Below are 22,365 nucleotides of genomic sequence, written 5' to 3'. Positions count from 1 at the left end.
AGACTATTTACGCAATATTATTCTCGTTCGAGCGTTATTTTACCCAGACATGCGAAAACAGCATGTGGTTCAAAAGCGTAGAGTAATAATTCCCCAGCCTTTTCGACACAAAATCAATAGTCTTCATCTGGATCATCGGTGCCCCCGGCATCTGGCGCATAATCTCGTGCCCCGCCTCCTGCCAGATGGGCGCGGCTTTGGCTGGATCGGTCTGTGCCTTGGCCTGCTCGAACAGGCCCTGAACATGCTGCTCACAGAAGCCGGTAAAGTTTGGAGAAATGGCAGAATTGGGGTGATAGTTATCACACCCAAACAGATCATCCAGAAACGTCGATGCAGACGGATAATCGGCAAACCAGTAGGCCAGAGCGATTTGAACATGGTTGGCCGTATTCTGCTCGTAAGAGTCCGCCAAACCAGCCGTAATCGGTCGTAATTGCGCTTTCAGGCCAATCTTCTGAAGCACGTTTCGCAAATACGTCCCCATTCCCAGTTCGATAGCACGATTGGGGACAACCAATGTGACTGCCTGCCCTACCGCTCCTGCTTCCCGAACCAACCGCTGCGCCTCTTCAAGATTTTGAGGGCAGGATAACCCAAGATCCGCACCCGGAATACCATGAGGCACCATCTGGCAGAGCGGTTCAGAAATGGCGCTCCCACCAAACAGGATCGTCATGGCATGACGGTTTACCGCCAGACTGACCGCCTGCCGGACCCGCTGGTCCGTAAACGGTTTTTCATGAACATTCATCGCCAGATAATAGAGGCCAAGAAGCGGCTCGATATGCACTTGGGACGTATATTTCGCTCCTAGCTCCCCCAGTCGGTCGGAGGGCTTGGCATCTAGCATCCAGTCATATTGCCCCTGCTCAACGGCCGTAATCTGCGCTTCGTCCGACAGGCCAAAACTGTATTCGATATGATCGACAAACCCATCCGTCTGCGCCTGTGGATTCCAGACGTGAAAGTAGGCGTTCCGCTCCAGAGATAGTCCGTGCTCGGGATCGTAATGCGTGATCCGGTAAGGGCCCGTCCCAGGTGCTGTCGCATTTCCAAGATCGTGAGACGAAATTCCGGCAGGCAGGATAACAGCATGGGGAAATGCCAGCTTGTAGAGAAACTCTCCATCCTGATGCGTCAGATGAAAAACAATTGTGCCGTCTGAATGCCCTTCAACCCCCGGTAACGTACACCGATCCGGCGCATCCAGACACTCTTTCGCCCCGACAATCCCACCATAAAACGAGGCGGCCGTCGGGCTGCCAACCCGATAGATCCGGCGGAAAGACGCAACGACGTCCTCAACACGGACAGGCGACCCGTCCGAAAATTTCAGGCCAGATCGCAGATGCAGCGTCCATGTCAAACCATCCGGACTGATGGTCGGCATGGCTTCGGCCAGATCAGGCACAACATCCAGCCCTGAAGGACCGCGCACCTGACGGAACGTCAGCAGAGGGTCGTACATGTTGACGAACACCTGCATGTACTGCGTGCCGTAATTGATCTGCGGGTCCAGCGTTCCTCCTGGACCATCCGCCGTCAGACGGAGCGTCCCTCCCCGATGCGGGCTACCGAGCGTCTGCCCATCCCAATCTGGCGGTGTCTGCTCTTGTGCAACGGCACTTCCTGCCACACCAAGAGACAAGACAAGGACCAGAGCAGACAGCCGCATCGTCACTCAGCGCTTTGCAAGCTGGCGCAGACGCGCAATCAGGGCGTCGGCATCACCCGTCGCATCAATCGTGCCCACATAACGGGCATTCGGGTCCATAATGACGATCCGCGGGGCAGGAACGTAATGGTCGCCCTCTTTCTCATTCGGGGCATGATATTCGGCCGTCATGGCCTTGATCATGTTGGGCGTTCCCGTGAATGGCATGACATGAGGCGCAACCGGAATAACGTAGTTCCTGAGAGCTTCATTCTCATCAAACGGATCCAGAGAAACCGCCAGCGGCGAGACGCGCACGCCTTCTGCATGAAGCGTCTGATAAGCCTGCTCCATGCTCTTCAGCACGGGCTGGCAGCGATCTTCCGGGCAGTTCGTGTCAAAGAACCACACCAGCATCCAGGTCCCGTGGAAGTCCCCTTCCGTGACCGTGCTTTCCCCAAGGGAATCAAGACGGAAGCTGCCACCGACTTCATTTCCGTTGGATTGCACCAGAAGTCCGGGGCCGCCATGAGAGGCCAACTGGAAGCCGACCCCGGCCAGAACCGCCGCAACTGCCAGCACTCCCCAGATAATGCGATTGCTGACCCGCTTGCGGCGTTCGTGTTGGGTTTCCATGCTCGTTCAGTCTCTCAGTGTGCGTCAGCCCAGCTCGGGCCGATACCGGTTTCAACCTCAAGCGCCACATCCAGCTTTGCGGCACTTTCCATTTCCTGACGGACGAAATCCGCCAATTTCTGCGCATCCTGCTCCTGAACTTCGAAGAGCAGTTCGTCATGCACCTGAAGCAGCATCTGCGCCTTCAGGCCCGTCTCAGGCAGTTTTCTCGCCAGACGCACCATGGCGCGCTTGATGATGTCAGCAGCGCCGCCCTGAAGCGGCGCATTGATCGCCTGACGCTCGGCATAAGACCGGCGAGCGCCGTTCTTGTCCTTGATGCCGGGCACATAACAGCGGCGACCAAACGGCGTCAGAACATAGCCATGTTCCTTCGCCTCTTCCTTGGTGCGGTCCATATAGGCGCGGATACCGGGATACCGGGCAAAATACGCATCAATGTAAGAGCGTGCTTCACCCGGCGAAATCTGAAGCTGGCGTCCCAGACCAAAAGCCGAAATCCCGTAAATAATGCCGAAGTTGATGGCCTTGGCCCGACGACGGGTAAGCGGATCCATACCTTCAATGGGAATACCGAACACTTCGGAGGCCGTGCGGGCATGAATATCCTGCCCAAGATGGAACGCCTCCAGCAAAGGCTCGATCTTCGCCACATGAGCCAGCAGTCGCAGTTCGATCTGACTGTAATCCGCCGACACCAGAACATGCCCCGGAGCCGCCACGAAGGCCTTGCGGATCAGCGCGCCTTCTTCGGTCCGAATGGGAATGTTCTGAAGGTTCGGCTCATTGGAAGACAGACGTCCGGTGGTCGTAATGGCCATCTGGAAGGACGTGTGAACACGTTGCGTCCCTTGGTCCATCTGCTCAACCAGCGCATCGGCGTAAGTGGATTTCAGCTTGGCCAACTGACGCCAGGACAGGATCTTCTGCGGCAGATCATGCCCCTGCTCCGCCAGTCCTTCCAGAACGGATGAATCCGTTCCCCAGGAACCGCTCTTGGTGCGCTTCCCGCCCGGAAGCTCCATTTCATCGAACAGGATCTCACCAAGCTGCTTGGGCGATCCAACATTGAAACTGCGCCCAACCTGCTCGTGAATATCCTTCTCGATCACAGCCATACGCGTCGCAAAATCGGCCGACATGCGCCGCAGCTCAACAGCATCGACCTTGATCCCGACGTCTTCCATATCCGTCAGAACTTCAATCAGAGGCCGCTCGATTTCTTCATAGAGGGCCAGTGACTGACGCAGACGCAGTTGCGGACGAAGCACCTGCCACAGCCGCAGCGTGACATCAGCATCTTCCGCCGCATAGGCCGTCGCCTGATCCAGCGGCACTTCAGCGAACGGAATGCGCTTGCGCCCCGTTCCCGTCACGGAATCATATGTGATCGGCGTATGCCCCAGATGAAGCTGGGAGAGCTCATCCATGCCCTGCCCGTGCTCTCCCGCAGACTGCGCATAGGAGATGAGCATCGTATCGTCGATCGGCGTAATTTCAGGCAGACCAGCCTTACGGAACACCGTCAGATCATATTTCGCGTTCTGGAAGATCTTCAGAACAGACGGATCACGCATTAACGGCTCAAGGCGCTTCAGCGTCTCTGCACGATCAAGCTGCTGATCGGTTGGCTGATCGTCCGGCCCATCTTGCAACAGATCCCGCTTGCCTTCATGCAGGAACGGCACATAACAGGCCTTCCCCGGCGCGACAGACAGCGACAACCCAACCATATTGGCCTGACGCGCATTGAGACTGTCCGTCTCCGTATCCACAGCCACAAATCCGGCTGCCCGTGCGTCAGTAATCCACCGATCCAGCGTCTCGAAATCCGTTACGGTTTCGTACGGCCCATAAGACGCCGCAGAAAGCGTGACCGTAGGCGCTTCACCTTCCGCCGGAGCGACTGCCTTGGGACGAAACGTAGACTTCGGCTTCGCGGCCAATCCCAGCCCCATCCGCTGGATCGTAGAGTGGAAACCCATCGTGTCGAGCCAGTCCCGGAGTGTCTCCTGAACCGGCTCACGGCACCCCAGTTCCTCAATCGGCTGAGGCAACGGCACATCATCCGCCAGCAGAACCAGTTTGCGAGACATCCGGGCGGCATCCGCAAATTCGATCAAGTTCTGGCGGCGCTTGGAGGCTTTCATGCCCTCCGCAGCATCCAGAACCTTTTCCAGAGTGCCATATTCATTAATGAGCTGGGCCGCACCCTTCGCGCCAATACCCGGCACGCCCGGCACGTTGTCGGTAGAGTCCCCCATCAGAGCCTGAACATCGACAACCTGATCCGGCCGCACACCGAACTTGGCTTCGACTTCCGCTTCCCGAATCGGCTTCTGCTTCATCGGGTCCATCAGTTCGACGCCAGGGCAGATCAACTGCATCAGATCCTTGTCCGACGAGATGATCGTACAGCGGCCGCCTTGTGCCACAACGGCCTTGGCATAGCTCGCGATCAGATCGTCCGCTTCCCAGCCAGCCAGCTCAATCGAAGGCACGTTGAACGCCGCCGTTGCATCGCGGATCAGCCCGAACTGCGGACGCAGGTCTTCCGGCGGCTCCGGGCGGTGCGCCTTGTACTGCGGGTAAATCTCGTTGCGAAATGTCTGACGGCCGGCATCGAAAATAACGGCCAGATGTGTGCCAACATGATCGCGCAGCAGGCGCGTCAGCATATTCGTGAAGCCATAAACCGCATTGACCGGAACGCCATCCGGGCTCGTCATGGGCGGCAGGGCATGGAAAGCACGGAAAATGAAGCCGGACCCGTCAATCAGAACCAGATGAGGCGTTTCAGACGGCACGAATATCTCCCTTCTCGCCCGGAAGGGGCGGACGTTCTAAAATCCACGCGATGATAGGCTCATTCCCCTCCGTTTCAAACCGCCTGCGGCGTCTTTCCTGCACCTTCGTCTGCACGCTGCTTCTCGGAGCCTGCACACACCGCCCAATGCCGGACCTGCACCCAACAGCAAAAGAAACCGCCCTCATCCTCCCGGATGTGACACTCAGCATGTCGGATGGCGCTCACATTCCTTTAAGAATTTATCCCGCAGCACACCCCTTGAAGGCCGTTGTTCTGGCCCTTCATGGCTTCGGAGACAGCCGGGATGCCTGGGAGTTCTTTGCCCCGCCCCTGAGCACTGCCGGTATCGAAATCGTCGCCCCAGACCAGCGCGGCTTCGGAGCGACACAGGATGCAGGCGGCTGGAGCAGCACGACGCAGATGATTGAGGACACGCGGGAAGAGCTTGCGTGGCTTCATAGCCGTTATCCCGACCTGCCTCTGTATGTCATGGGCGAAAGCATGGGCGGAGCGGTCGCCCTGCTTCTCGCCACCGATCCGCCACCAGAGCTATCAGGCACAATTCTGCTCGCTCCAGCCATCATGAAAATCGGAGAGCCATGGCAGACTGTTCTGGATGGTATCGACACAGTCGCCCCTCACTGGAAACTGGATGGATCAGCCGTCCCCGGAGAACACGTTGCAAGCGACAACATTCATGCCCTGCGTCGCATGTATTTCGACCCGTTGACCCAGCACAGTTCAACAGTTCATCCACTTGCTGGCCTGACCCACCTCATGACCGCAGCGTTCAACGCCGCCCCACACATCAGAACGCCAATGCTCATGGTGTTCGGCGGTCGAGACCAGTTCGTCCTGCCCCCATACACCGCACGGTTTCTGAAGCGCCTCCCTGCCGCCGTCCGACTGGATGAATTTCCGACAGCCCACCATCTGATAAGCCGCGACAAACGGATTACCGCACAAGACGTAGCCTCCTGGATCCTGACGCCAGACCAAGCTTTACCCTCGGGCGGCGACATTGCCGCAGCCCTCTGGAAAGCAACAGCTCAACCGTGATTGAACAAAATGCCGATTGGGGCTTGGCAAGCCCATCCTGAACCGTCTATTGGAAACCCGACGGACCCGTAGCTCAGCTGGATAGAGCGTTGCCCTCCGAAGGCAAAGGTCACGCGTTCGAATCGCGTCGGGTCCACCACCAATCTCAGAAATCGCTATTTTCCGCCAGCTTTTCGGCAGGTTTGACAATTTTCTAGGGCGGTTTGACACCACGCTCTTAGGCACAATCAAAAAAACACTGCTTCATGTAAGCAACACTGCAGGGCTTGTACTCAGTTAACGCTATGTGCGCGCAGTAAACTTGTGCGTTTAGTAAGTCTTTCCTATCCGCTAAATCGAGCCCCCCATTGTCCCGACCCCCTCTAAAGGTTTAGATCAGAGAGACTTCGCTCTGACAGGACGTCTCTTCCTAAATGCCTCCAATCCTACGAACAGCGCTTAATAGAGTGTTTTCTTCAAACAGAAAAAGCCACTCTATCTCTAATCCTTCACTCTCAAATGAGAAAAGATTATCAATTCTTATTTCGGATCAGGAATGGCGAAATATTAAAAAGGCTGTGAGAAAAAGGATAAACTGCTACCAGACAGGAATCTCCAGAATCGAAAGGCAACGCCGTAAGAAATTCGCTAAAAAGATTATTTTTTCTCTAGGAAAAATAGAAAAGAAAAAGAGACACGCACCATTACCATCACGAATACTATCAATTAGAAAGAAAAAATCTTTATTACTCTCTTCATTCTATCCAAATCGGGATAAAGAGTGGAAAACTATCACCAAAAGAAGCCGTAAAGAAATCGAGATAAATCTGAGTGGATTTTCGCTTCTCGATAATCAGATTAACACCATTAAATCTCTGCAAGAAATAGCAATGGCAGAGTCCAAATATTTGGGATTTAAAATAAATTTCCTTGATACTTACTGCTCAGACATATCACCCTATCTAATACTAGGCCTTATGCGCCAAGATATTCCTCCAATCGTCCTTGGTGGCCAAATTACTCCAGCCATCACAGGAATGGTGGACGCGGTAGGTCTGGCTGACTTCCTATCCATAGGCCACATTCAAAGAAAACAAGAGGAACCGACTTTCCATGCGTTTCGCGTCAGGTACCGGCGAGCACCTGGAACATCCACATCCCAAAATACAGCAACTGAGCCATCTCAGCGTGAAGGCTTGACGGACGACCTAATTGATACTGTCGATCATTGGCTAGAAGGCATGGTTCAGAAGAAATTGAACAAAGACGGAAAGGGCTATTTAAGCTCAATTGTTGGTGAAGTACTAAATAACGCTGAGCGGCATAGTGACCTCATAAACAAAGATGGCGATTGGGCCATCGCAGCTTTTTTAACTGCAGTAAAAGAGAAAAAAGACAGTAATAAAGTTAAGTTTTTTTGCTCATTATCAATGGTAAGCTTAGGAGCAACAATACATGAAAGTATATCCAAATGCGAAGATGATAATATTTTGAATAGTATGAACGGCTATATAATGAAACATTCTCGCGATAAAAAAATTTCTCGCGAATGCCTCGCTACCGTTTATGCTCTTCAAGATGGGGTATCAAGATTAAAACAAGACGACCTAGGAGAACAAAGTCGAGGGGGAGTTGGCATGATGGACATGGTTCAGTTTGTCGGGGCATTGGGGAAATTAGGAATCCATGACGCGCCGCCGTCCATCACTCTGCTTTCCGGTTCAACATGCTTGAACATAAGGCAGCCGCATTTTGACCTTACCTTGGACCAAGCTCAAAAAAACTTTCACCGCCAAATCTGGTTTAATGAGACTAACAACATTGCCGAAGCCCCAGACGCAGATTATGTAAAATCCTTGCCGGTTCATTTTCCTGGAACGGCAGTGGCTATTCGGTTTTACATTAGTCCCAACTCTGATTCGCTTTCGCATGAGGAGGGAGGAGTATGACAGTGATTGATTTAGGTCTTGCGACCAAAAACGGGCAAATCAGAAATCTCTCTGGAAAAGAAAGAGGGGAAGATGCGCGCGCTTTCTATAAACTAGATCAACTCGACACCTGCGCCTCCCCAGTGACAGTTAAAGTGCCCGACTATATCTATGCGATCTCGTCGTCCTATTTTCTCGGCCTTTTCTCACAGAGTGTCTTACGACAAGGTTCCGCGGATAGCTTTCTAGATCACTATCGCTTCGAAGCTGATGCTTCCATAATGAAGCAGGTTTCGCATGCTATCAGTCGGTGTTTGATGTCTCGCGCAGCGCCGCCGAGCGTCCATTGAGCAATGCCGGTTCCTGCTAGTGACCTTCAGACTGCCGTGGCAATTGTGCAGCCGAGCTGGGGCGCCGGTTGGTATGCTCCCGCAGCTCTCATTGCTGCGGCTGGACTGCTAATCTCTGTTGCAACCCTTCTCAGGGCACATGCGAAAGATAAGAGAGACCAAAAAATTGGTCCGAAATTAAGTGATTTTGATACCAGAATCTCAGCTCCACTTGCATCTGCTCTGCAGCAACTAGAAGATGCTGGAGTAGAATTTTCAAACGGCTTTAAGCAATTCAAAGCTGCCTCTTTACCTGAAAAAATTTCTGAGCGTGTGAAATTCGCCAAAGATTACCAAAGTAATACTCTTGACCCTGTTAGATTTCGTTTGGCGGGCGCCCTCCAGCGCGCCATGGCCTGTCGAATGCCAGCCGCGGGCAAGGCATGGGATAAATATGAAGATGATCTAGACTCTTTGTATCATGTAACCGACGCCATGAGCAAAGAAGAAGAAATTTCTATCGATAAATTCGAAATAATGAATCGAGAATTTACCTATAAAATCAATAGTTGCTCGTCGGAAATTAAAGAGGCCATCCAGAATACAAGAGAAAATATTCAAAGTGAATACTTTTTCACGTTTTTTGGGATTATTTTAAAACAAAAATGATTACTTCCTAGGTAAGTCTTGACATCGCCGAACGTGCCAACTCCACCTGCTCAGCAGCCCGCGTATAGCGCGCCACTTCAGCCAAACTCCGGTGCCCTGTAATGGCGGCGATCTGGTGCGTTGTGCAGCCAGCTTCTGCCAGCCTTCGGGCCGCAGCTTTGCGCAGACCGTGTGGACTGCATCCAGCCGGAAGCCCTGCCTCACGGCACCAGTCGATGAACTGATTGTAGAAGTTGTTCACGGACATCGGGCGACCTTTCTCAGTCGCCAGAAACCTCCCTGCCCCATTCGGCTGCCACTGGTCTAGTTCGACCCGTAACTGCTCATGAATGGGAATGACCAACTCAGTGCCTGTCTTCTGCTGCCGGACATGAATGCCATGACCCGTCAGTGAGCGCGGCCCCATCTTCACAACATCACTGCGGCGCTGCCCCGTGTAAAGCAGAAGAGCCAATGCTAGACGCTCTCTCGTGCCACTTGGCCAGCGCGCCTCATATCGAGCAATCTCATCATCCGTCCAGGAATGGATGCCATCACTCTTGATCTTCATGCGCGGAACGCCCGCCGTCGGGTTATTCTCAGCCCACCCCATATGAATGGCGTGCTCCATCAACATTGAGAGCAGCCGCAACATTCGATTGGCCGTCGTGGGCGAGTCATTATGCCGCGCCATAATCATTCGGACATGCCGGCTTTCCATCAGCAGCACCGGGTTCGCCGCATAATCCGCGCCGCGCATTCGCTCCAGTAAGCGCCGATACACAGCCTTGGTACTCTCTTCCAGCGTCTTGAAGTGCGCCGTGTCGTACCAGGACTCGATCACATCCCTCAGGCTTCCCGTCCGGGTAACCTTCGCAGCGTCCAGACCTCGCGGCTCTGCACCGGAGACAGCAGCCTGATACGCAGCGATGAAATCCGGGTCGCGCAGATCTGGCAACGGAATGCTCTTCTGCCCCTTCTTGCGAAAGTAATACCGAACCTTCCCGTGCCGATCCTTGAAACGCTGAATGTAAGGCAACCGCAGCGTCGTCAAATCATCGCATCCCAAGGGTTAGCGGAAGCAGGAGCGAGTTCCCCTGTCCCACCCGCTTGCCGATCAATCCAGCGATCCAAATCAGACACCAGATAGCCTCTCCGCCGCGCTGAGAGATTTATCTGCCGAACATGCGGAAGGACATGCGTCCTGAATGTCCCCTCGGACATGGCCAGATAGGACGCAGCATCCCCAATATCCAGCACCTTAGGCGCCATCTGAACAATACGGCCACTCATACAGAAGCATCCCCAACAGCTGGCATGGCCCATTCCGGAATGACGTATGAATGTTCAGAGCCCGGATCGCGTCCCCGATTAGGCATGATGACGCCGCCCGCATCTGGGCAAAGTGGTATCTCCAGGACTGCCGGAAGACCGGCTGGCTGGGCGGTCAGACGAACGGGGAAGTTGCCTTCTTTCGTATATGAACGAACGGCATGTGAGACTCTGGCGAGCTGCTTTGTTGGAATTTCCAGCCATGGAATGACTTCGGCGCGTGCCTTTTCTGCCAATACGTCTCGCCAGTTTGGAAACGCACGTTCAGCTGGGAGGGCAGAAACAAAGCCCCGCTCCATGGATGTGCTGGTACGGTCGATCGCTTCCCAGACAAACCAACGCGTACCAGGTGCGCGATCCATCGCCGGATCAGCCTCAAACGAAACTGATCGGACATCCCATTCCCGGCAAATATGAATCAGTCGTGCAGTTTTCGACCAGTCCAGTGTGAAGGCCTCAAAGGCCGGATCACACAGGAAGCTGGACCGGGCATAGAGCATCATCGCGCCATCAGTGGCGACGCAGACGGCACGACCGCCGTGATATTCCACGCGGATGCCGCGCAAATTTTCACGCACGCACCTGCGATCGACGCCGTAGGAGACGAAAGCCAAGGCGCGGCCTTCGACATGAATGCCTTTCATAACGCCAACTCCGGTGTGTGGCCTTCGTCCAGGCGTGCTTCACCGGGTCCGAGCGGACGTGCCCAGGCGATGATGGTTCCACGTTGCTTGATGGCGACGGACGAACCTTTCTGCGCAGCCCAAGACAATGCATGCTTGCTTGCCATGAATTGCGAGTGGAAGCGGCTGACTATGACGCCCTTGGCATCGCAGATCCCGAAACGGGGTTTCGTTGCTTTGGTCATCCCGCATTTTCCTTTGTGCAAGTGACGCGGCGAGAGCTGATCCATCTCTCAATTTCAGATTTCTCGTAAGCAAGCCTGCGTTCACTTAATTTGATAAAGGCCGGCCCTGTTCCTTCCTGCCTCATGGTCTGAAGAGTTCTACGACTGAGATTCAGGATTTTTGCTGCCTCGATCTCGTTGATGAGGTTCGACATATTCTCGCTCATGAGTGCCTCCGGAGAGGTGCGCCCATGGTGATGTCGCGCAGATCCTGAACCTGCTTCCAGCAATGAGCAGCTAGGCGCGCGGCATCAATCTCGATGATCGGGGTAACCGTCACTGGACGACAATCCCGTTCAACAGGCTCCGGGAAATCAGGAACGCTTTCAGGAAGCAGGTTCAACGTCAGAAGACGGGACAAGCCAGCGGCAAAGTCTTCGGCGCAGCGCTCCCAGATCTGGGCCATGCGCTCGTCGCCAAGTCTGGCGTTACGGGCCGCAAGATTGCGCGTTCCGGTCAGACGATCCTGTAGGCTCCGCGCCTGATCGTGAACGTCTGGTTCAATGTTGTCCTGCAGGAAGCGATCAAAGCCGCTCTGGGTCCGTGTGTGCTGCAGGAGTGGGTGTCTGGACGACATGTGTTCTCTCCGTCGCATGGGGCGATAGAGAGATAATTAGCTTTGGGCTAATTTCAATGTCAAAGGATTATTTAGCTTGGGGCTAATTTTCCAACGTAATTTTATGTTACGATGACGACTGTGATAATGCTGAGGTTAAGTTTGTGAGATGGTGGAAGAGAATTAGGGGTGGGCTATCTGCTGGCCACAAAGATAGCTCTCACATAATGGCGTCATCACCCATTGAAGCGACCTTGCCACCCGAAGAAAATAATACTCAACATCTTCAGGTAAAAAATACCTCAAAAACACTCAAGTTTTTCAAGTGCCCTATTTTTTTAGATATCGAAACAACCGGGCTTCATTCCGACGATAGAATCGTAAGTTTATCTATAGTCAGATGTTTGCTTAATGATGAAAAACCAACAGTTGAGGTCATGAATCTTGTATTCGATCCTCTAAAAAAATCTCATCCAATGGCAGAAAAGGTTCATCAATTGGATGATTGGATGCTCAGACACCAGGATGTCTTTGGGCAGCACATATCAGAAATTTCCGAGATGCTAGAAAGTGGGGACTGTCTCGTAGCTCATAATGCAAATTTCGACATATCTTTTCTAGAACGTGAATTTGAGCGATGGGGACAACCCATGCCGCAGAAGCCAGTTTTTTGCACGATGGTAGAGGCGCAGCAGCAGGGGTGGCGTCCAGCAAACCTTTCAGCGTGCATAAGTCGCATTGGAATGCAGAGACAGTCTTCCCAACACCTAGCAGTAGAAGATGCGCTAATGTGTATGGGGCTATGGTGGCACTGGCTGGGTATAGGAGCTGTTCAATCAGATCCTCAAAGTTGGCCTAAATTTTCAAATTTAAGACCATTCCCTACGCGTCCGAATACTTTACCTAGACGGGATAACAAGAAAAAATTGGCTACCTTTTATCAGACGCCGCCCGAAGAAGAGTAAGTACAGAAATTTTTACTTGAGGATCTGCCTCACGATATAGCAAAACAAGTGACTTTTCTTCTTCCGTTTCATTCATATCTGAGCGGCGAAGATCAATACCATTTAATAGAAAATCAGTGGAAACATCGTATAGGCGAGCCAAAGCCGGAATCCTTGCGCGGGCTGGTTTTTTCTTGCCCTTCTCCCATTCGCTTACGGTTGGAATCGACACATCAAGGGCAGCAGCAACATCTGCTTGACTCAATGTTGCATGTTCACGCAATGTTCTCAAACGGTTTGCAAGGCTCATATGTCTTTCTTGCCATATTCTCCAATTTTCATATTCGCTCGAAGCTAATGTTTGGCTTGATTTAATAATTAGCTTGTGGCTAATGTTTAGCATGGAAAGTGTCATTGATCATGCAATCAGCCAAGCAGGCGGGATTTCACGTCTTGCCAGAGAAATCGGTATTGCACCCGCGAGTGTATGCGGCTGGCGTAAAAGAGGATCAATTCCTGTCCAGCGCGTCCTAGCAGTCGAGCGCATCACAGGCCTCGATAGATCAATACTAAGACCAGATATTTTTCTCAAAAATCCGGAGAAAGCAGCATGAAAATCGTCCATGCCGTAATCCGTAAATCGCGCTCGTGCGCCTGTCATCCGGATGGTGTCCGGAGATGAGCGTTCTAGCAATCAAGACAGCCACGCAGGCGGCAATCCGTGAAGTCGGTAGCCTTGATGCTGCGGCATCTGTGACGCGCGTGGGCCGTTCGCAGCTTTCCGAATACCAGAGCCGCAATTATCCGGCCGTTGTGCCGGTGGACGTTGCGATCGTCTTAGATGAGTTTGCGCAAGCGCCGCTGATCCTGTCCGCTATGGCGCAGGCGGAAGGATATTCCATCGCCCCGATCCATCTTGGAACGGGCGACGTTGCCGAAATCATGGAAAGCGTCGCCACAAAGTCTGGTTCGACCATGGCGACGACGGTTCGCGTACTGGCAGACGGTATTGTGACGGTTGATGAGGCGCATGACCTGATCGCGGATCTGATCGACCTGCAACGCGTCGTGACGCATGCGCTCCAGGTCGTCCAGGGACACGCAAAAGGAGGGCTGAAGTAATGGGCCGCCCTGCTTTGGATAACGCCCGGATCGAACCGGCCGTGCGCCGCATGCACGCAGACGGATCCAGCGTCCGTGAAATTGCCCGACATGTCGGCATCTCGGTCGGCAGCACTCACGCGATGATCGGCCGGATTGGTCTGTCGCGTCCGGTTGGTCGCACAACGGTACTCCGTAGCGCTTCACGGCGCGCCCTGCCGGTCGGTGCCGGACTGGAGATCGCCCGTGTCTGACCTGCTCGATCCCTTCCAGTTTTTTACAGAATTGAAAAAAGATATTGCCGCTTCTGGCAATCAGAGCCGATACGCTGCGAAAATCGGTGTGGCTCATACGACCGTTTCTGCGGTTCTGCATTCTGAGCGTAATCCATCACCGGAATTTCTGGCTGGCGCGGGCTTTGATCGCCTGGTGCGCTATCGCCGTCTGCGTGGTGGCATCCATGCGCCGCTGATCAACGGAATGGATTTTTTTACAGAAGTGAAAAAACAGATCCGCGATGCCGGATCTCTGACGGCCTTCTGTTCCCGTCATAAACTGCCGATCAGCAGTGTTTCCAATTATCTGAATGACAGCCGTCGTGCGTCCGATGCCCTTGTCGCGGCCGTCGGCTATTCGCGCCTGACGCGGTACCGCAGAAGGACTGTCCGGAGTGTCGCAGCGTGAGTGATGCCTTCAATCCCGGCCTGTTCGGCGGTGCGATGCGCTCTGTCCCGCATAATATGCCGTGCGAGCATGCCCTTTTGGGCTCTGTTCTCATGCATTCCAAGAAAACCTTGGAAGCTGTGGAAGAGATCCTGCGTCCAGAGCATTTCTATGACCGCCTGAATGGCGTGATCTATGAAAAGGCGCTGATGATCTACAATGAAGGACGCACCGTCGATCCCTTCACGATCATCCGTCATTTCGAGCACCCAGATCTGGATCTCTGGGGTGACGTCGATCCCAAGGTCTATATTGCCAAGCTCGCAACGGCCTATGTCAGTGATCGCGCGGCCTACGACTATGCGCGGGAGATCCGCGAAACAGCAATGCGCCGTGATCTGATGGCGCTCTGCCAGCAGACGTCTGATGCCTGCTGCAAGCCGGAAGACCAGAAGGCAGAAGAGATCCTGGAGGGTCATGAAGCTGCCCTGATGCATCTGGCTTCTGGCAGCACGGAAACGCAGCCGAACGTCACGTTTCATGAGGCAATCTGCACTTCGGTAACGAAAGCCCGTGAAGCCGTGGCGCGTGGATCTGCACTGGCTGGTCTGTCCTGGGGGTATAAGTCGCTTGACCGTCTCACGAACGGGCTGGTCGGCGGCAATATGTATGTGCTTGGGGCGCGTCCTGCCATGGGCAAGACATCGCTTGGTTTGGGCGTTGGTTTACGGATCGCGTCCCATGGTGCCCGCGTTCTGTTCTGGTCTGGCGAAATGACGGCCGATCAGCTGGGTGCCCGTGGCGGCGCTGCCAGAAGTGGTCTGAACCTGCGGTCTGTGTTTTCAGGGCGCCGTTGGGATGTGCCGGAAGAAGCCATGACGGGTGAGCAGCCGCCGCTGGAAGACTGGCAGTGGATGGCGCTCAACAAGGCTTGTGACGAAGCGTTCCACCTCTCCCTGGAAACGGACACGCGCGGCGGTCTGTCAGTCGCCATGCTGCGGTCTCGTGCGAGGCGCATGAAGCGGTCCAAAAAAGGTCTGGACGCAATCGTTCTGGATTACGTCCAGCTGATGCGTGGATCGCCGCGCGTCCGTGGTCGCATGCGCTATGAGGAAATGACGGAAATCAGCAATGAGCTGAAGGTTCTGGCTAAAGAGCTGGACGTTCCGGTCATTGTCCTGGCGCAGTTGAACCGTGAGTCGGAAAAGCGGGAGAACAAGCGTCCGCAGATGTCTGATCTGCGAGACACTGGCGCCCTGGAGCAGGATGCCGACGTTATCGCTCTGATCCACCGTGAGCATTACTATCTCAAGAAAGAGGCGTCGTCAGGCGAGCTGACACGGCGCGACCGTGAGACGGCAGAGCAGTTCAGTCTGCGTTGCCAGGAGTTCAATGATCGTCTCGACAAGGCGCGTGGCAAAGGTGACGTGCTCGTCGTCAAAAACCGGCATGGACCTGAAGGCCGTTGCCGGATGCTGTTTGATGATGAGACGACCTGGTTCCGTGATGCTGGTGAAGATCCGCGTAGCCCTGCCTGGGGCCGCGAACTGGCAGCAGCCTGATGAGCAGCCGTCAGCGTCCCGGAAAGCACGCGCGGTCGGTCATGTCAGATCGTCGCTGGCCGCTCCTGTCGCTGGCGGCGCGCGCCTTGTGGCTGGGCTGCACGGATGTCGGGGATGTCGTCCCTGCTGTTCGTGCACCTGGTCGCACGGGTGTGTCTGTCGAGGACTACGCCCGCTATCTCGCCACCGATCAGGACGTCGTCCGATCCGCCGTTGGTGAGTTGGTCCAGTGCGACGTGATGGAGCCTGTGGGCTCTGGTTTCCGTCTCAAATCCTACTGAGTTCTAGGTTTTTTATCCCGCCCTCGATGCGGGTACAGGAGTTTCTGACGTGACAGTCAGCGCAACGCAACGCACGCAGCTTTCAGACGCCTTTCTGATGCAGCGGGACAATCTGACGCTTCAGGCTCTTGGTGCCGTAATGGTTCAAGTCTGGGCACAGCTCGTCATGCATCTGATCACCAATACGTCGGACGGTGTCCTCAACGTGTCTTTCCCAGGCACGCTGTCTGCGCTCGCTCGCACGCGGCTTTTCTGCGACGAAAACCTGATTGAAACCTACCTCAAAACCTACGCGGAAACCCAACTGATAACCTGGGATGCCAGGACGGGTGTGATCGGCCTGCCAGCAGAACTGAAGCCGTCACGCCGCGCTGAAGCGTCCCGTGCGAATGGCAGAAAGGGCGGAAGACCGCGCAAAACTCCGCTTTCTGGCGTCGTAGCTGACCAGCGTCAGGGCAATATCGTTTTACCCATTTCCGGAGGCAAAGACGTGACACGCGAAAACCTAGCCAAAACCCCCCTTACGCGTGCGCCCGCGAAAGCTAAGCTTAGCTCTCTATCTTCTTCAGAAGATAAGCTTAGGCTTGATGCAGCATTCAATCGCATTGGCAAAAAGGCCTATGACGCTGCGGACCTCGATCCGGCGCGAGACATGGGAAATTACGGGCTGGCTCGTCAGTGGTGCGCAGATGGTCTGGCCAAGGGGCTGACGGAAGACGAGATCGAACGCCTGATCCTGTTCGTGGTCCGTGAGGTTTCGGCGCGTGAACGGGCCAAGGGTAACGGCATCAGCTTCGGCTACTTCCACAAGGCTGTGACGCAGGCAATCGCTCGGGGTGATGTCCCTGAAGCACCAAAGACGCTGGATCAGCTCAAGGGCGAACGTGCCTGGGAAGAGGCGATGGCAGACTACAATCAGCGCCGTGCCTGCGGTGAAATGAACCTTCGTCGTCCGGAGCTGTCTGACTTTGTGACGCAGGTGGCGGCATGAAGCGTCGGCATCGCATGGATCTGACGCGTGACGTTCCGAAGCAGGTTTCTGAATGGCTGGATGAGGCTGCGCTCACACTGGCCGCCCTGCCCGCTCACGGCTTGCGGCCGTCTGGAGCGCGTGGCTTCTGGCCGGACATCGTGCCGGATGAAGAGGACCTGGAATGGGGGCGTGAGAGTGATATCCTTCCACCACGTCCGACGCCTGACGACGTGTCCCGCATGGACCTTGTGTTCTCCTGGCTCACCTTCCTCGGTGAGGGAAATGCGAATCGGGAGATACGAAAGGTGGTGCAGCTTCACATGCGCGTCCATCCGATTTCTGGAAAACGCCTGCTGTCATGGGAGAAAATCGCTGGAAAACTAGGGATATCACGCAATACGGCGCATAGCCGATACCTGACGGCCTGCTGCCTGATTGCAGAAAAAATACGAACCGGACAAATTCCGGTTGACCGTTTGGACCAAAATGCGCAATTTTCAACGTCATGATTGCGAGGCGTGCATCCGAAAGGGTTCACGTCTTTTTTTATGCCTGTTTGAGAGGTCGAAATGCCACGTCTCAAGTGCGTTGGATCAAGCCTTCAGACGGTGGATACCCGCATCGCCAAGCCTCTCCCGAAACGGGCAGAGGCTTTTTATTTGTCCAGGCCATGGCGCCAACTGATGCACCGGCTTCTGAAAGAGCGTGGTCGGATCTGTCAGGAATGCAGTCGATCAGACTGCCGGATCTTCGGTGATCATCGACATGAGCTGAAGGACGGTGGCGCTGCCCTCGATCCAGCCAATATCGTCCTGCTCTGTGGTTCCTGCCACAGCAGGAAGACGGCCAAGGCAAGGGCAGACCGCAACCGGATGCGTCCAGACTGATCCTGAGAGGATCAAAAACCCTCTGAAAATGGCTGAAAACCGCCGTTTTTCGTATGAAATCGAGGTCGGGACCGGTGCCGGTGCCTCCGAGGGGTGGGGGCGGGTCGAAAGTTCAGGCCCCCTGGGCGGCGCAACCGCGCCAGGCTCACGCGCAGATTTTTTGCTCATGTTTGAAAACAATCAAAGAAATCAAAGGGGAAAGGACTATGGCACGCGGTGGAGCACGTCCCGGTGCTGGCCGGAAAAAGAAGACGGAGACCACTGAGGATTGGGCAGGACCAGAGATTGCTGACAGCAGCACTCTGAAGCCACTCGATTTCTGGCTGGCCATCCTGCGTGATCCTAATGCGCCGTATGAAATGCGTGCCATGGCAGCCGACAAGGCCGGTCCCTTCATCCATGCCAAGCCTGCTCCGCGTCGTGATGATCAGGGCGATTTTGGCGACATGACATCTGCCGGCGATGACTGGGCTGGTGTTGTGCCCAGTGCGCCTATGAGGAACTGAAACCACCATGCTGAACCTGAGCAGGCCTGACTGGGAGCAGCGGATCCGCGCTGGCCAGTCGCTGCTTCCGGACATTCAGCCACTCAATCCTGAGTTGGCCGCCAAGGCCGTCACGATCTTTGACAAGCTCCGGATCCCGGACGTCATCGGCCAACCGACCTTCGGTGAGGCTGCGGGAGAGTGGTTCAGGGATATTGTCTCACTCCTGCTCGGGTCTCTGGATCCAGCCACGAATGAGCGTCGGATCCGTGAGCTGTTTCTTCTGGTTCCCAAGAAGAACTCGAAGACAACGAACGGTGCGGGCCTGATGATGGCGGCGGTCATGCTTAATGAGCGTCCGAACGCCGAGTTCCTGATTGTCGCACCGACGAAAGATATTGCAGATCTTGCCTTCAAGCAGGCGTCTGGCATGGTCCGTGCTGATCGTGGGCTCCAGCGTCGGTTTCATATTCAGGATCACATCAAGTGCCTGACCTTCCGGCCTACTGGCGCAACCCTGAGGGTTAAGGCCTTCAGTCCGGACGTCATGACGGGCGTGAAGCCTGCTGGTGTACTGGTCGATGAAGAGCACATCATTGCCCTGAAGTCGGACGCGGAAAGCGTCATGGGCCAGATCCGGGGTGGCATGATCAGCCAGCCGGAAGCGTTTCTGGCGATCATCACCACGCAAAGTGACAAGCCGCCGCGTGGCGTATTCCGGGAAGATCTCCTTCAGGCGCGGGCGATCCGGGATGGAAAGTCGCACCGTGAAGCAGATGACGGAACGCTGATCCCGGTCGGCAACGGCATCCTGCCGGTTCTCTATGAGCTTCCGGAAAGGATCCAGCAGCCCGCCAAGCTTCCGGGCGAGCGCGCGCCCTGGGAGGATGTTGATCTCTGGCCAATGGTCCTTCCCAATGCCGGGCGCTCCATTACGGTCAAGCGACTTGAAGAAGAATATGAAAATGCCCGCTCAAAGGGCATTCAGGAGCTGGCCCGGTGGGCATCGCAGCATCTGAATGTGGAAATCGGTCTGGCGCTTCGGAGTGATCGCTGGGTCGGCGCAGACTTCTGGCAAAACGCTGGTGATCCGGACCTGACGCTCGATGCCCTGATCGACAGATCAGACGTAATCGTGGCCGGTATCGACGGTGGCGGTCTGGATGACCTTCTGGCGCTCGCTGTTCTTGGGCGTGACAGCGTGACCCAGCAGTGGCTGCATTGGGGGAAGAACTGGGTCTTCGAAGGCATTCTTGAACTCCGGAAGCGTGAAGCCTCCCAGCTGAAGGACTTCGAAGCCCAGAAAGACCTCGTCATCGTCAGCACGCCTGGGGATGACATCGAGCAGCTGGCGGATGCGCTGGAAACAGTGGATCTGTCCGGCAAGCTTGCCATGGTCGGCCTCGATCCGATGGGTGTGGGCTCCATCGTGGATGCCCTGGCAGTTCGTGAGATTGAAGCGCCGCGTGTCGTAGGTGTTTCTCAGGGCTGGACGTTGTCCGGCTCGATCAAGACTGCTGAACGCAAGCTTGCTGATGGCAGCCTTTTGCATGGGGATCGTCCCATCATGGGCTGGGCCATCAGCAATGCGAAAATTGAGCCGCGCGGCAATGCCCAGATCATCACGAAACAGGCGGCCGGTTATCTGAAAATCGATCCGCTCATGGCGCTTCTGAACGCTGTGACACTCATGTCCAAAAATCCAAGCCCTCCAGAAGGCGGGCGCATGGACGACTTCCTGAAAGGTGGAATGCTCAGCGCATGAAGTTGCGAACAGCCTTTAACGGTCTGCTGACCAAGGCAGCAAACGCCATGGCGCTGTCTGTCACGGGTGTCAGCCTGACGGATCTGCGGCTGGGCGCGTTTCTGGCTGGCGGTCCAACCAATTCCGGACAGTTGGTCACGGTGGACACCGCCATTCAGCTGGACACGGTCTGGGCCTGTATCAGACTTCTGTCGGAAACCATCGCATCTCTTCCGCTCAAGCTTTACGAGCGGGAAACGGAAGAGACGTCCAGCACGGCGAGATCGCATCCCCTGTTTGCCATTCTCTATGATCGGCCAAACGCAGACATGACGGGTGTCGAGTTCTGGGGTTGCATGGTGGCCAGTCTGTTGGCTTGGGGAAACGCCTTTGCCCAGGTGGTGAGACGTGGTGACAGAACGGTCATTGCCCTCAATCCGCTCCGGCCTGATCGCATGACAGTAAGGCGGGATCCAGAGACTGGCGGCCTCATTTACACCTACGCCTGGCAGCAACAGTATCTGACGCTGACGGAAGACGAGATCTTTCACATCAAAGGATTTTCCTTCGATGGTTTGCTGGGTCTGTCACCCATTACCGTAGGACGGCAAAGTCTTGGTTCTGCAATGGCAGCTGAAGAAACGGCCGGAAAAACCTACCGCAACGGCCTGCTGACCCAGACCTACATCAAGGCACCTGCGTATCTGACCGATGAGCAACGCCGTATGGCAAAGGCGTCTTTGCAAGACTACGCGGGGGCGATCAATGCCGGGAAAACGCCACTTCTTGAAGGTGGATGGAGTGTTGAAAACATTGGGCTTGATCCCGAAGATGCGCAGCTTCTCCAGACCCGTTCCTTCAATGTCCAGACCATCTGCCGGTGGTTCGGCGTTCAGCCGGTCATGATTGGCAGTATGGAGAAATCGACGGCCTGGGGCTCTGGTCTTGAGCAGATGAACCTGTGGTTCCTGCAATATGGCCTCATGCCCTGGCTTGTCAGGATCGAACAGGCCATTTCCCGGTGCCTTCTCAGTCCCGCTGATCGCCTGACCTACTTTGCCAAGCACAATGTGGACGCGCTCCTGCGGGCCGATACGGCGGGCAGAACGGCCTTCTATATCGCCGGACGGCAGAATGGCTGGTTTACGGCCAATGAGGTTCGGGAAAAGGAAGAAATGGCCCCGATGGCAGGCGGCGATGTGCTGACAGTTCAGGCGCAGATGATTCCGCTGGCCGATGTTGGAAAGAACGCCGTTCAGCCAACGCTAAAGCCTGTTCCTGGCGGTCAGCCGTCACCAGATCCGGCCTCGTCCGGCATCATAGGAGATCCAGATGTTTGATGGCGATTTCCTCGCCGCTCCCTTCGAGGTCAAATTTGCCTCTTCGGGTGAGCCGGGGACATTCGAAGGGTATGGCAGCGTCTTTGGGAACGTTGATTCCCATGGCGATGTCGTCATGCCGGGCGCATTCAGCCAGACACTGGCCGAGCGCAAGGCGCAGGGTCGGACGATTGCCATGCACGTCATGCACGGCCTGTTCGGCGGTGACGGTCTCCCTGCCGGCGTCTGGACCGATGCGTCCGAAGACAGCAAGGGCCTGCACCTCAAGGGCAAGCTCTCCGGCATGGATACGGATTACGGCAAGCGTCTGCACGGCCTGGTCAAAGACGGCGCGCTTGGTGGCCTGTCCATTGGTTTCAGTGTTCCTCAGGGTGGTGCTGTCAAGGCTGCCCAGGGCAGTGGGGCTAGTCGTCAGATCAACCGGGTCAACCTTCATGAGGTGAGCCTGGTGGATGACCCATCCAATGCCGCGTCTCGTGTCACAGAGATGAAGCGCCGCTTTGAACGATGGGGGCTGAAAACCGCCATGACCCCAGACAAGGCGA

The 22,365-nt window shown here is 55.2% G+C and carries 28 protein-coding genes and 1 tRNA gene; 19 read left to right on the top strand and 10 right to left on the bottom strand.

The genetic code is table 11. The annotated features are described in order from the left end of the window. Positions 1-34: 34 nt before the first annotated feature. From J4P41_RS01955 to polA, 3 genes are read right to left on the bottom strand one after another with little or no spacing between them, the layout of a single operon-like run. Positions 35-1,678, bottom strand: coding sequence for an ABC transporter substrate-binding protein (locus J4P41_RS01955; protein WP_426065931.1), 1,644 nt, complete (start codon positions 1,676-1,678; stop codon positions 35-37). A 6-nt stretch (positions 1,679-1,684) separates the two neighbouring features. Next, positions 1,685-2,293, bottom strand: a complete 609-nt coding sequence (locus J4P41_RS01950; protein ID WP_426065930.1) for an SCO family protein — start codon at positions 2,291-2,293, stop codon at positions 1,685-1,687. Between the two features lie 14 nt (positions 2,294-2,307). Beyond that, positions 2,308-5,100 (bottom strand): DNA polymerase I, encoded by a 2,793-nt coding sequence (gene polA, locus J4P41_RS01945; RefSeq protein WP_426065929.1) that lies wholly within the window; start codon positions 5,098-5,100, stop codon positions 2,308-2,310. A gap of 146 nt (positions 5,101-5,246) precedes the next feature. Here polA and J4P41_RS01940 point away from each other — a divergent pair, with 146 nt between their 5' ends. The 5 genes from J4P41_RS01940 to J4P41_RS01920 all read left to right on the top strand — a co-directional run bounded on the left by J4P41_RS01940 (position 5,247) and on the right by J4P41_RS01920 (position 9,066). Next, positions 5,247-6,161, top strand: coding sequence for an alpha/beta fold hydrolase (locus J4P41_RS01940; RefSeq protein ID WP_426066122.1), 915 nt, complete (start codon positions 5,247-5,249; stop codon positions 6,159-6,161). Positions 6,162-6,223: 62 nt separating this feature from the next. Beyond that, positions 6,224-6,300 (top strand) — tRNA-Arg (locus J4P41_RS01935). Between the two features lie 274 nt (positions 6,301-6,574). Next, positions 6,575-8,089 carry a hypothetical protein gene (locus J4P41_RS01930; protein WP_426065928.1) on the top strand — a complete coding sequence of 505 codons (1,515 nt, stop codon included), beginning with the start codon at positions 6,575-6,577 and terminating at the stop codon, positions 8,087-8,089. Next, positions 8,086-8,418: a hypothetical protein gene (locus tag J4P41_RS01925; protein ID WP_426065927.1), complete on the top strand. Its 333-nt coding sequence runs from the start codon at positions 8,086-8,088 to the stop codon at positions 8,416-8,418. The genes J4P41_RS01930 and J4P41_RS01925 overlap by 4 nt, the downstream gene beginning before the upstream one ends. 3 nt (positions 8,419-8,421) lie before the next feature. Next, on the top strand, positions 8,422-9,066 hold the full coding sequence (locus tag J4P41_RS01920) for a hypothetical protein (RefSeq protein WP_426065926.1): 645 nt from the start codon (positions 8,422-8,424) through the stop codon (positions 9,064-9,066). Between the two features lie 7 nt (positions 9,067-9,073). Here J4P41_RS01920 and J4P41_RS01915 read toward each other — a convergent pair whose 3' ends face one another. The 6 genes from J4P41_RS01915 to J4P41_RS01890 are packed head-to-tail and all read right to left on the bottom strand — an operon-like array spanning position 9,074 to position 11,861. Further along, positions 9,074-10,099, bottom strand: coding sequence for a site-specific integrase (locus tag J4P41_RS01915; RefSeq protein ID WP_426065925.1), 1,026 nt, complete (start codon positions 10,097-10,099; stop codon positions 9,074-9,076). Continuing rightward, on the bottom strand, positions 10,096-10,338 hold the full coding sequence (locus J4P41_RS01910; RefSeq protein ID WP_010504855.1) for a hypothetical protein: 243 nt from the start codon (positions 10,336-10,338) through the stop codon (positions 10,096-10,098). The genes J4P41_RS01915 and J4P41_RS01910 overlap by 4 nt, the downstream gene beginning before the upstream one ends. Then, positions 10,335-11,021 (bottom strand): hypothetical protein, encoded by a 687-nt coding sequence (locus tag J4P41_RS01905; RefSeq protein WP_426065924.1) that lies wholly within the window; start codon positions 11,019-11,021, stop codon positions 10,335-10,337. The genes J4P41_RS01910 and J4P41_RS01905 overlap by 4 nt, the downstream gene beginning before the upstream one ends. Continuing rightward, on the bottom strand, positions 11,018-11,245 hold the full coding sequence (locus J4P41_RS01900) for a hypothetical protein (RefSeq protein ID WP_426065923.1): 228 nt from the start codon (positions 11,243-11,245) through the stop codon (positions 11,018-11,020). The genes J4P41_RS01905 and J4P41_RS01900 overlap by 4 nt, the downstream gene beginning before the upstream one ends. Then, positions 11,242-11,451: a helix-turn-helix transcriptional regulator gene (locus tag J4P41_RS01895; protein ID WP_264649380.1), complete on the bottom strand. Its 210-nt coding sequence runs from the start codon at positions 11,449-11,451 to the stop codon at positions 11,242-11,244. The genes J4P41_RS01900 and J4P41_RS01895 overlap by 4 nt, the downstream gene beginning before the upstream one ends. Continuing rightward, entirely contained in the window at positions 11,448-11,861 is a 414-nt protein-coding gene (locus tag J4P41_RS01890; RefSeq protein WP_426065922.1) for a hypothetical protein, read from the bottom strand. The genes J4P41_RS01895 and J4P41_RS01890 overlap by 4 nt, the downstream gene beginning before the upstream one ends. Positions 11,862-12,067: 206 nt before the next feature. Between J4P41_RS01890 and J4P41_RS01885 the strand changes: the two genes are divergently transcribed. Beyond that, positions 12,068-12,805 (top strand): exonuclease domain-containing protein, encoded by a 738-nt coding sequence (locus J4P41_RS01885; RefSeq protein ID WP_426065921.1) that lies wholly within the window; start codon positions 12,068-12,070, stop codon positions 12,803-12,805. Here J4P41_RS01885 and J4P41_RS01880 read toward each other — a convergent pair. Continuing rightward, positions 12,771-13,199 (bottom strand): helix-turn-helix domain-containing protein, encoded by a 429-nt coding sequence (locus J4P41_RS01880; RefSeq protein ID WP_426065920.1) that lies wholly within the window; start codon positions 13,197-13,199, stop codon positions 12,771-12,773. The two genes, J4P41_RS01885 and J4P41_RS01880, sit on opposite strands and share 35 nt — an antisense overlap. Between J4P41_RS01880 and J4P41_RS01875 the strand changes: the two genes are divergently transcribed. The 13 genes from J4P41_RS01875 to J4P41_RS01815 form a co-directional block, all read left to right on the top strand. Continuing rightward, positions 13,177-13,398 carry a transcriptional regulator gene (locus tag J4P41_RS01875; protein WP_426065919.1) on the top strand — a complete coding sequence of 74 codons (222 nt, stop codon included), beginning with the start codon at positions 13,177-13,179 and terminating at the stop codon, positions 13,396-13,398. The two genes, J4P41_RS01880 and J4P41_RS01875, sit on opposite strands and share 23 nt — an antisense overlap. Positions 13,399-13,462: 64 nt before the next feature. Beyond that, positions 13,463-13,906 carry a hypothetical protein gene (locus tag J4P41_RS01870; RefSeq protein WP_426065918.1) on the top strand — a complete coding sequence of 148 codons (444 nt, stop codon included), beginning with the start codon at positions 13,463-13,465 and terminating at the stop codon, positions 13,904-13,906. Continuing rightward, entirely contained in the window at positions 13,906-14,139 is a 234-nt protein-coding gene (locus tag J4P41_RS01865; protein WP_426065917.1) for a hypothetical protein, read from the top strand. The genes J4P41_RS01870 and J4P41_RS01865 overlap by 1 nt, the downstream gene beginning before the upstream one ends. Next, positions 14,132-14,569, top strand: coding sequence for a hypothetical protein (locus J4P41_RS01860; protein ID WP_426065916.1), 438 nt, complete (start codon positions 14,132-14,134; stop codon positions 14,567-14,569). Before J4P41_RS01865 ends, J4P41_RS01860 begins: the two co-directional genes overlap by 8 nt. Then, positions 14,566-16,110, top strand: a complete 1,545-nt coding sequence (locus J4P41_RS01855; RefSeq protein ID WP_426065915.1) for a DnaB-like helicase C-terminal domain-containing protein — start codon at positions 14,566-14,568, stop codon at positions 16,108-16,110. Before J4P41_RS01860 ends, J4P41_RS01855 begins: the two co-directional genes overlap by 4 nt. Next, positions 16,110-16,391 carry a hypothetical protein gene (locus tag J4P41_RS01850; RefSeq protein ID WP_048843734.1) on the top strand — a complete coding sequence of 94 codons (282 nt, stop codon included), beginning with the start codon at positions 16,110-16,112 and terminating at the stop codon, positions 16,389-16,391. Before J4P41_RS01855 ends, J4P41_RS01850 begins: the two co-directional genes overlap by 1 nt. A gap of 49 nt (positions 16,392-16,440) precedes the next feature. Further along, positions 16,441-17,382, top strand: a complete 942-nt coding sequence (locus J4P41_RS01845) for a hypothetical protein (protein ID WP_426065914.1) — start codon at positions 16,441-16,443, stop codon at positions 17,380-17,382. Then, a complete protein-coding gene (locus J4P41_RS01840; RefSeq protein ID WP_426065913.1) occupies positions 17,379-17,873 on the top strand; it encodes a DUF6362 family protein in 495 nt (164 codons plus the stop codon). Before J4P41_RS01845 ends, J4P41_RS01840 begins: the two co-directional genes overlap by 4 nt. A gap of 60 nt (positions 17,874-17,933) precedes the next feature. Beyond that, on the top strand, positions 17,934-18,251 hold the full coding sequence (locus J4P41_RS01835) for an HNH endonuclease signature motif containing protein (protein WP_426065912.1): 318 nt from the start codon (positions 17,934-17,936) through the stop codon (positions 18,249-18,251). Positions 18,252-18,457: 206 nt separating this feature from the next. Continuing rightward, positions 18,458-18,757 carry a hypothetical protein gene (locus J4P41_RS01830; protein ID WP_426065911.1) on the top strand — a complete coding sequence of 100 codons (300 nt, stop codon included), beginning with the start codon at positions 18,458-18,460 and terminating at the stop codon, positions 18,755-18,757. Between the two features lie 7 nt (positions 18,758-18,764). After that, positions 18,765-20,501, top strand: coding sequence for a terminase large subunit (locus tag J4P41_RS01825; RefSeq protein WP_426065910.1), 1,737 nt, complete (start codon positions 18,765-18,767; stop codon positions 20,499-20,501). Further along, positions 20,498-21,820, top strand: a complete 1,323-nt coding sequence (locus J4P41_RS01820) for a phage portal protein (RefSeq protein ID WP_426065909.1) — start codon at positions 20,498-20,500, stop codon at positions 21,818-21,820. The genes J4P41_RS01825 and J4P41_RS01820 overlap by 4 nt, the downstream gene beginning before the upstream one ends. Continuing rightward, positions 21,813-22,365: HK97 family phage prohead protease (locus J4P41_RS01815; protein WP_426065908.1), on the top strand; the 553-nt coding region annotated here is incomplete at its 3' end. The genes J4P41_RS01820 and J4P41_RS01815, both read left to right, overlap by 8 nt.

Source organism: Gluconobacter sp. NFX36, from assembly GCF_049887835.1.
GTDB lineage: Bacteria > Pseudomonadota > Alphaproteobacteria > Acetobacterales > Acetobacteraceae > Gluconobacter > Gluconobacter japonicus_A.
The sequence above is the reverse complement of the archived record's forward strand: the minus strand, read 5'-3'. Positions and strand labels throughout refer to the sequence as shown.

Coding starts and splice junctions, on each gene's coding strand:
- J4P41_RS01955 (WP_426065931.1), bottom strand. CDS start 1,678: ATGCGGCTGTCTGCTCTGGTCCTTGTCTTGTCTCTTGGTGTGGCAGGA.
- J4P41_RS01950 (WP_426065930.1), bottom strand. CDS start 2,293: ATGGAAACCCAACACGAACGCCGCAAGCGGGTCAGCAATCGCATTATC.
- J4P41_RS01940 (WP_426066122.1), top strand. CDS start 5,247: ATGCCGGACCTGCACCCAACAGCAAAAGAAACCGCCCTCATCCTCCCG.
- J4P41_RS01930 (WP_426065928.1), top strand. CDS start 6,575: ATGCCTCCAATCCTACGAACAGCGCTTAATAGAGTGTTTTCTTCAAAC.
- J4P41_RS01925 (WP_426065927.1), top strand. CDS start 8,086: ATGACAGTGATTGATTTAGGTCTTGCGACCAAAAACGGGCAAATCAGA.
- J4P41_RS01920 (WP_426065926.1), top strand. CDS start 8,422: ATGCCGGTTCCTGCTAGTGACCTTCAGACTGCCGTGGCAATTGTGCAG.
- J4P41_RS01910 (WP_010504855.1), bottom strand. CDS start 10,338: ATGAGTGGCCGTATTGTTCAGATGGCGCCTAAGGTGCTGGATATTGGG.
- J4P41_RS01905 (WP_426065924.1), bottom strand. CDS start 11,021: ATGAAAGGCATTCATGTCGAAGGCCGCGCCTTGGCTTTCGTCTCCTAC.
- J4P41_RS01900 (WP_426065923.1), bottom strand. CDS start 11,245: ATGACCAAAGCAACGAAACCCCGTTTCGGGATCTGCGATGCCAAGGGC.
- J4P41_RS01895 (WP_264649380.1), bottom strand. CDS start 11,451: ATGAGCGAGAATATGTCGAACCTCATCAACGAGATCGAGGCAGCAAAA.
- J4P41_RS01890 (WP_426065922.1), bottom strand. CDS start 11,861: ATGTCGTCCAGACACCCACTCCTGCAGCACACACGGACCCAGAGCGGC.
- J4P41_RS01885 (WP_426065921.1), top strand. CDS start 12,068: ATGGCGTCATCACCCATTGAAGCGACCTTGCCACCCGAAGAAAATAAT.
- J4P41_RS01875 (WP_426065919.1), top strand. CDS start 13,177: ATGTTTAGCATGGAAAGTGTCATTGATCATGCAATCAGCCAAGCAGGC.
- J4P41_RS01880 (WP_426065920.1), bottom strand. CDS start 13,199: ATGACACTTTCCATGCTAAACATTAGCCACAAGCTAATTATTAAATCA.
- J4P41_RS01870 (WP_426065918.1), top strand. CDS start 13,463: ATGAGCGTTCTAGCAATCAAGACAGCCACGCAGGCGGCAATCCGTGAA.
- J4P41_RS01865 (WP_426065917.1), top strand. CDS start 13,906: ATGGGCCGCCCTGCTTTGGATAACGCCCGGATCGAACCGGCCGTGCGC.
- J4P41_RS01850 (WP_048843734.1), top strand. CDS start 16,110: ATGAGCAGCCGTCAGCGTCCCGGAAAGCACGCGCGGTCGGTCATGTCA.
- J4P41_RS01840 (WP_426065913.1), top strand. CDS start 17,379: ATGAAGCGTCGGCATCGCATGGATCTGACGCGTGACGTTCCGAAGCAG.
- J4P41_RS01835 (WP_426065912.1), top strand. CDS start 17,934: ATGCCACGTCTCAAGTGCGTTGGATCAAGCCTTCAGACGGTGGATACC.
- J4P41_RS01830 (WP_426065911.1), top strand. CDS start 18,458: ATGGCACGCGGTGGAGCACGTCCCGGTGCTGGCCGGAAAAAGAAGACG.
- J4P41_RS01825 (WP_426065910.1), top strand. CDS start 18,765: ATGCTGAACCTGAGCAGGCCTGACTGGGAGCAGCGGATCCGCGCTGGC.
- J4P41_RS01820 (WP_426065909.1), top strand. CDS start 20,498: ATGAAGTTGCGAACAGCCTTTAACGGTCTGCTGACCAAGGCAGCAAAC.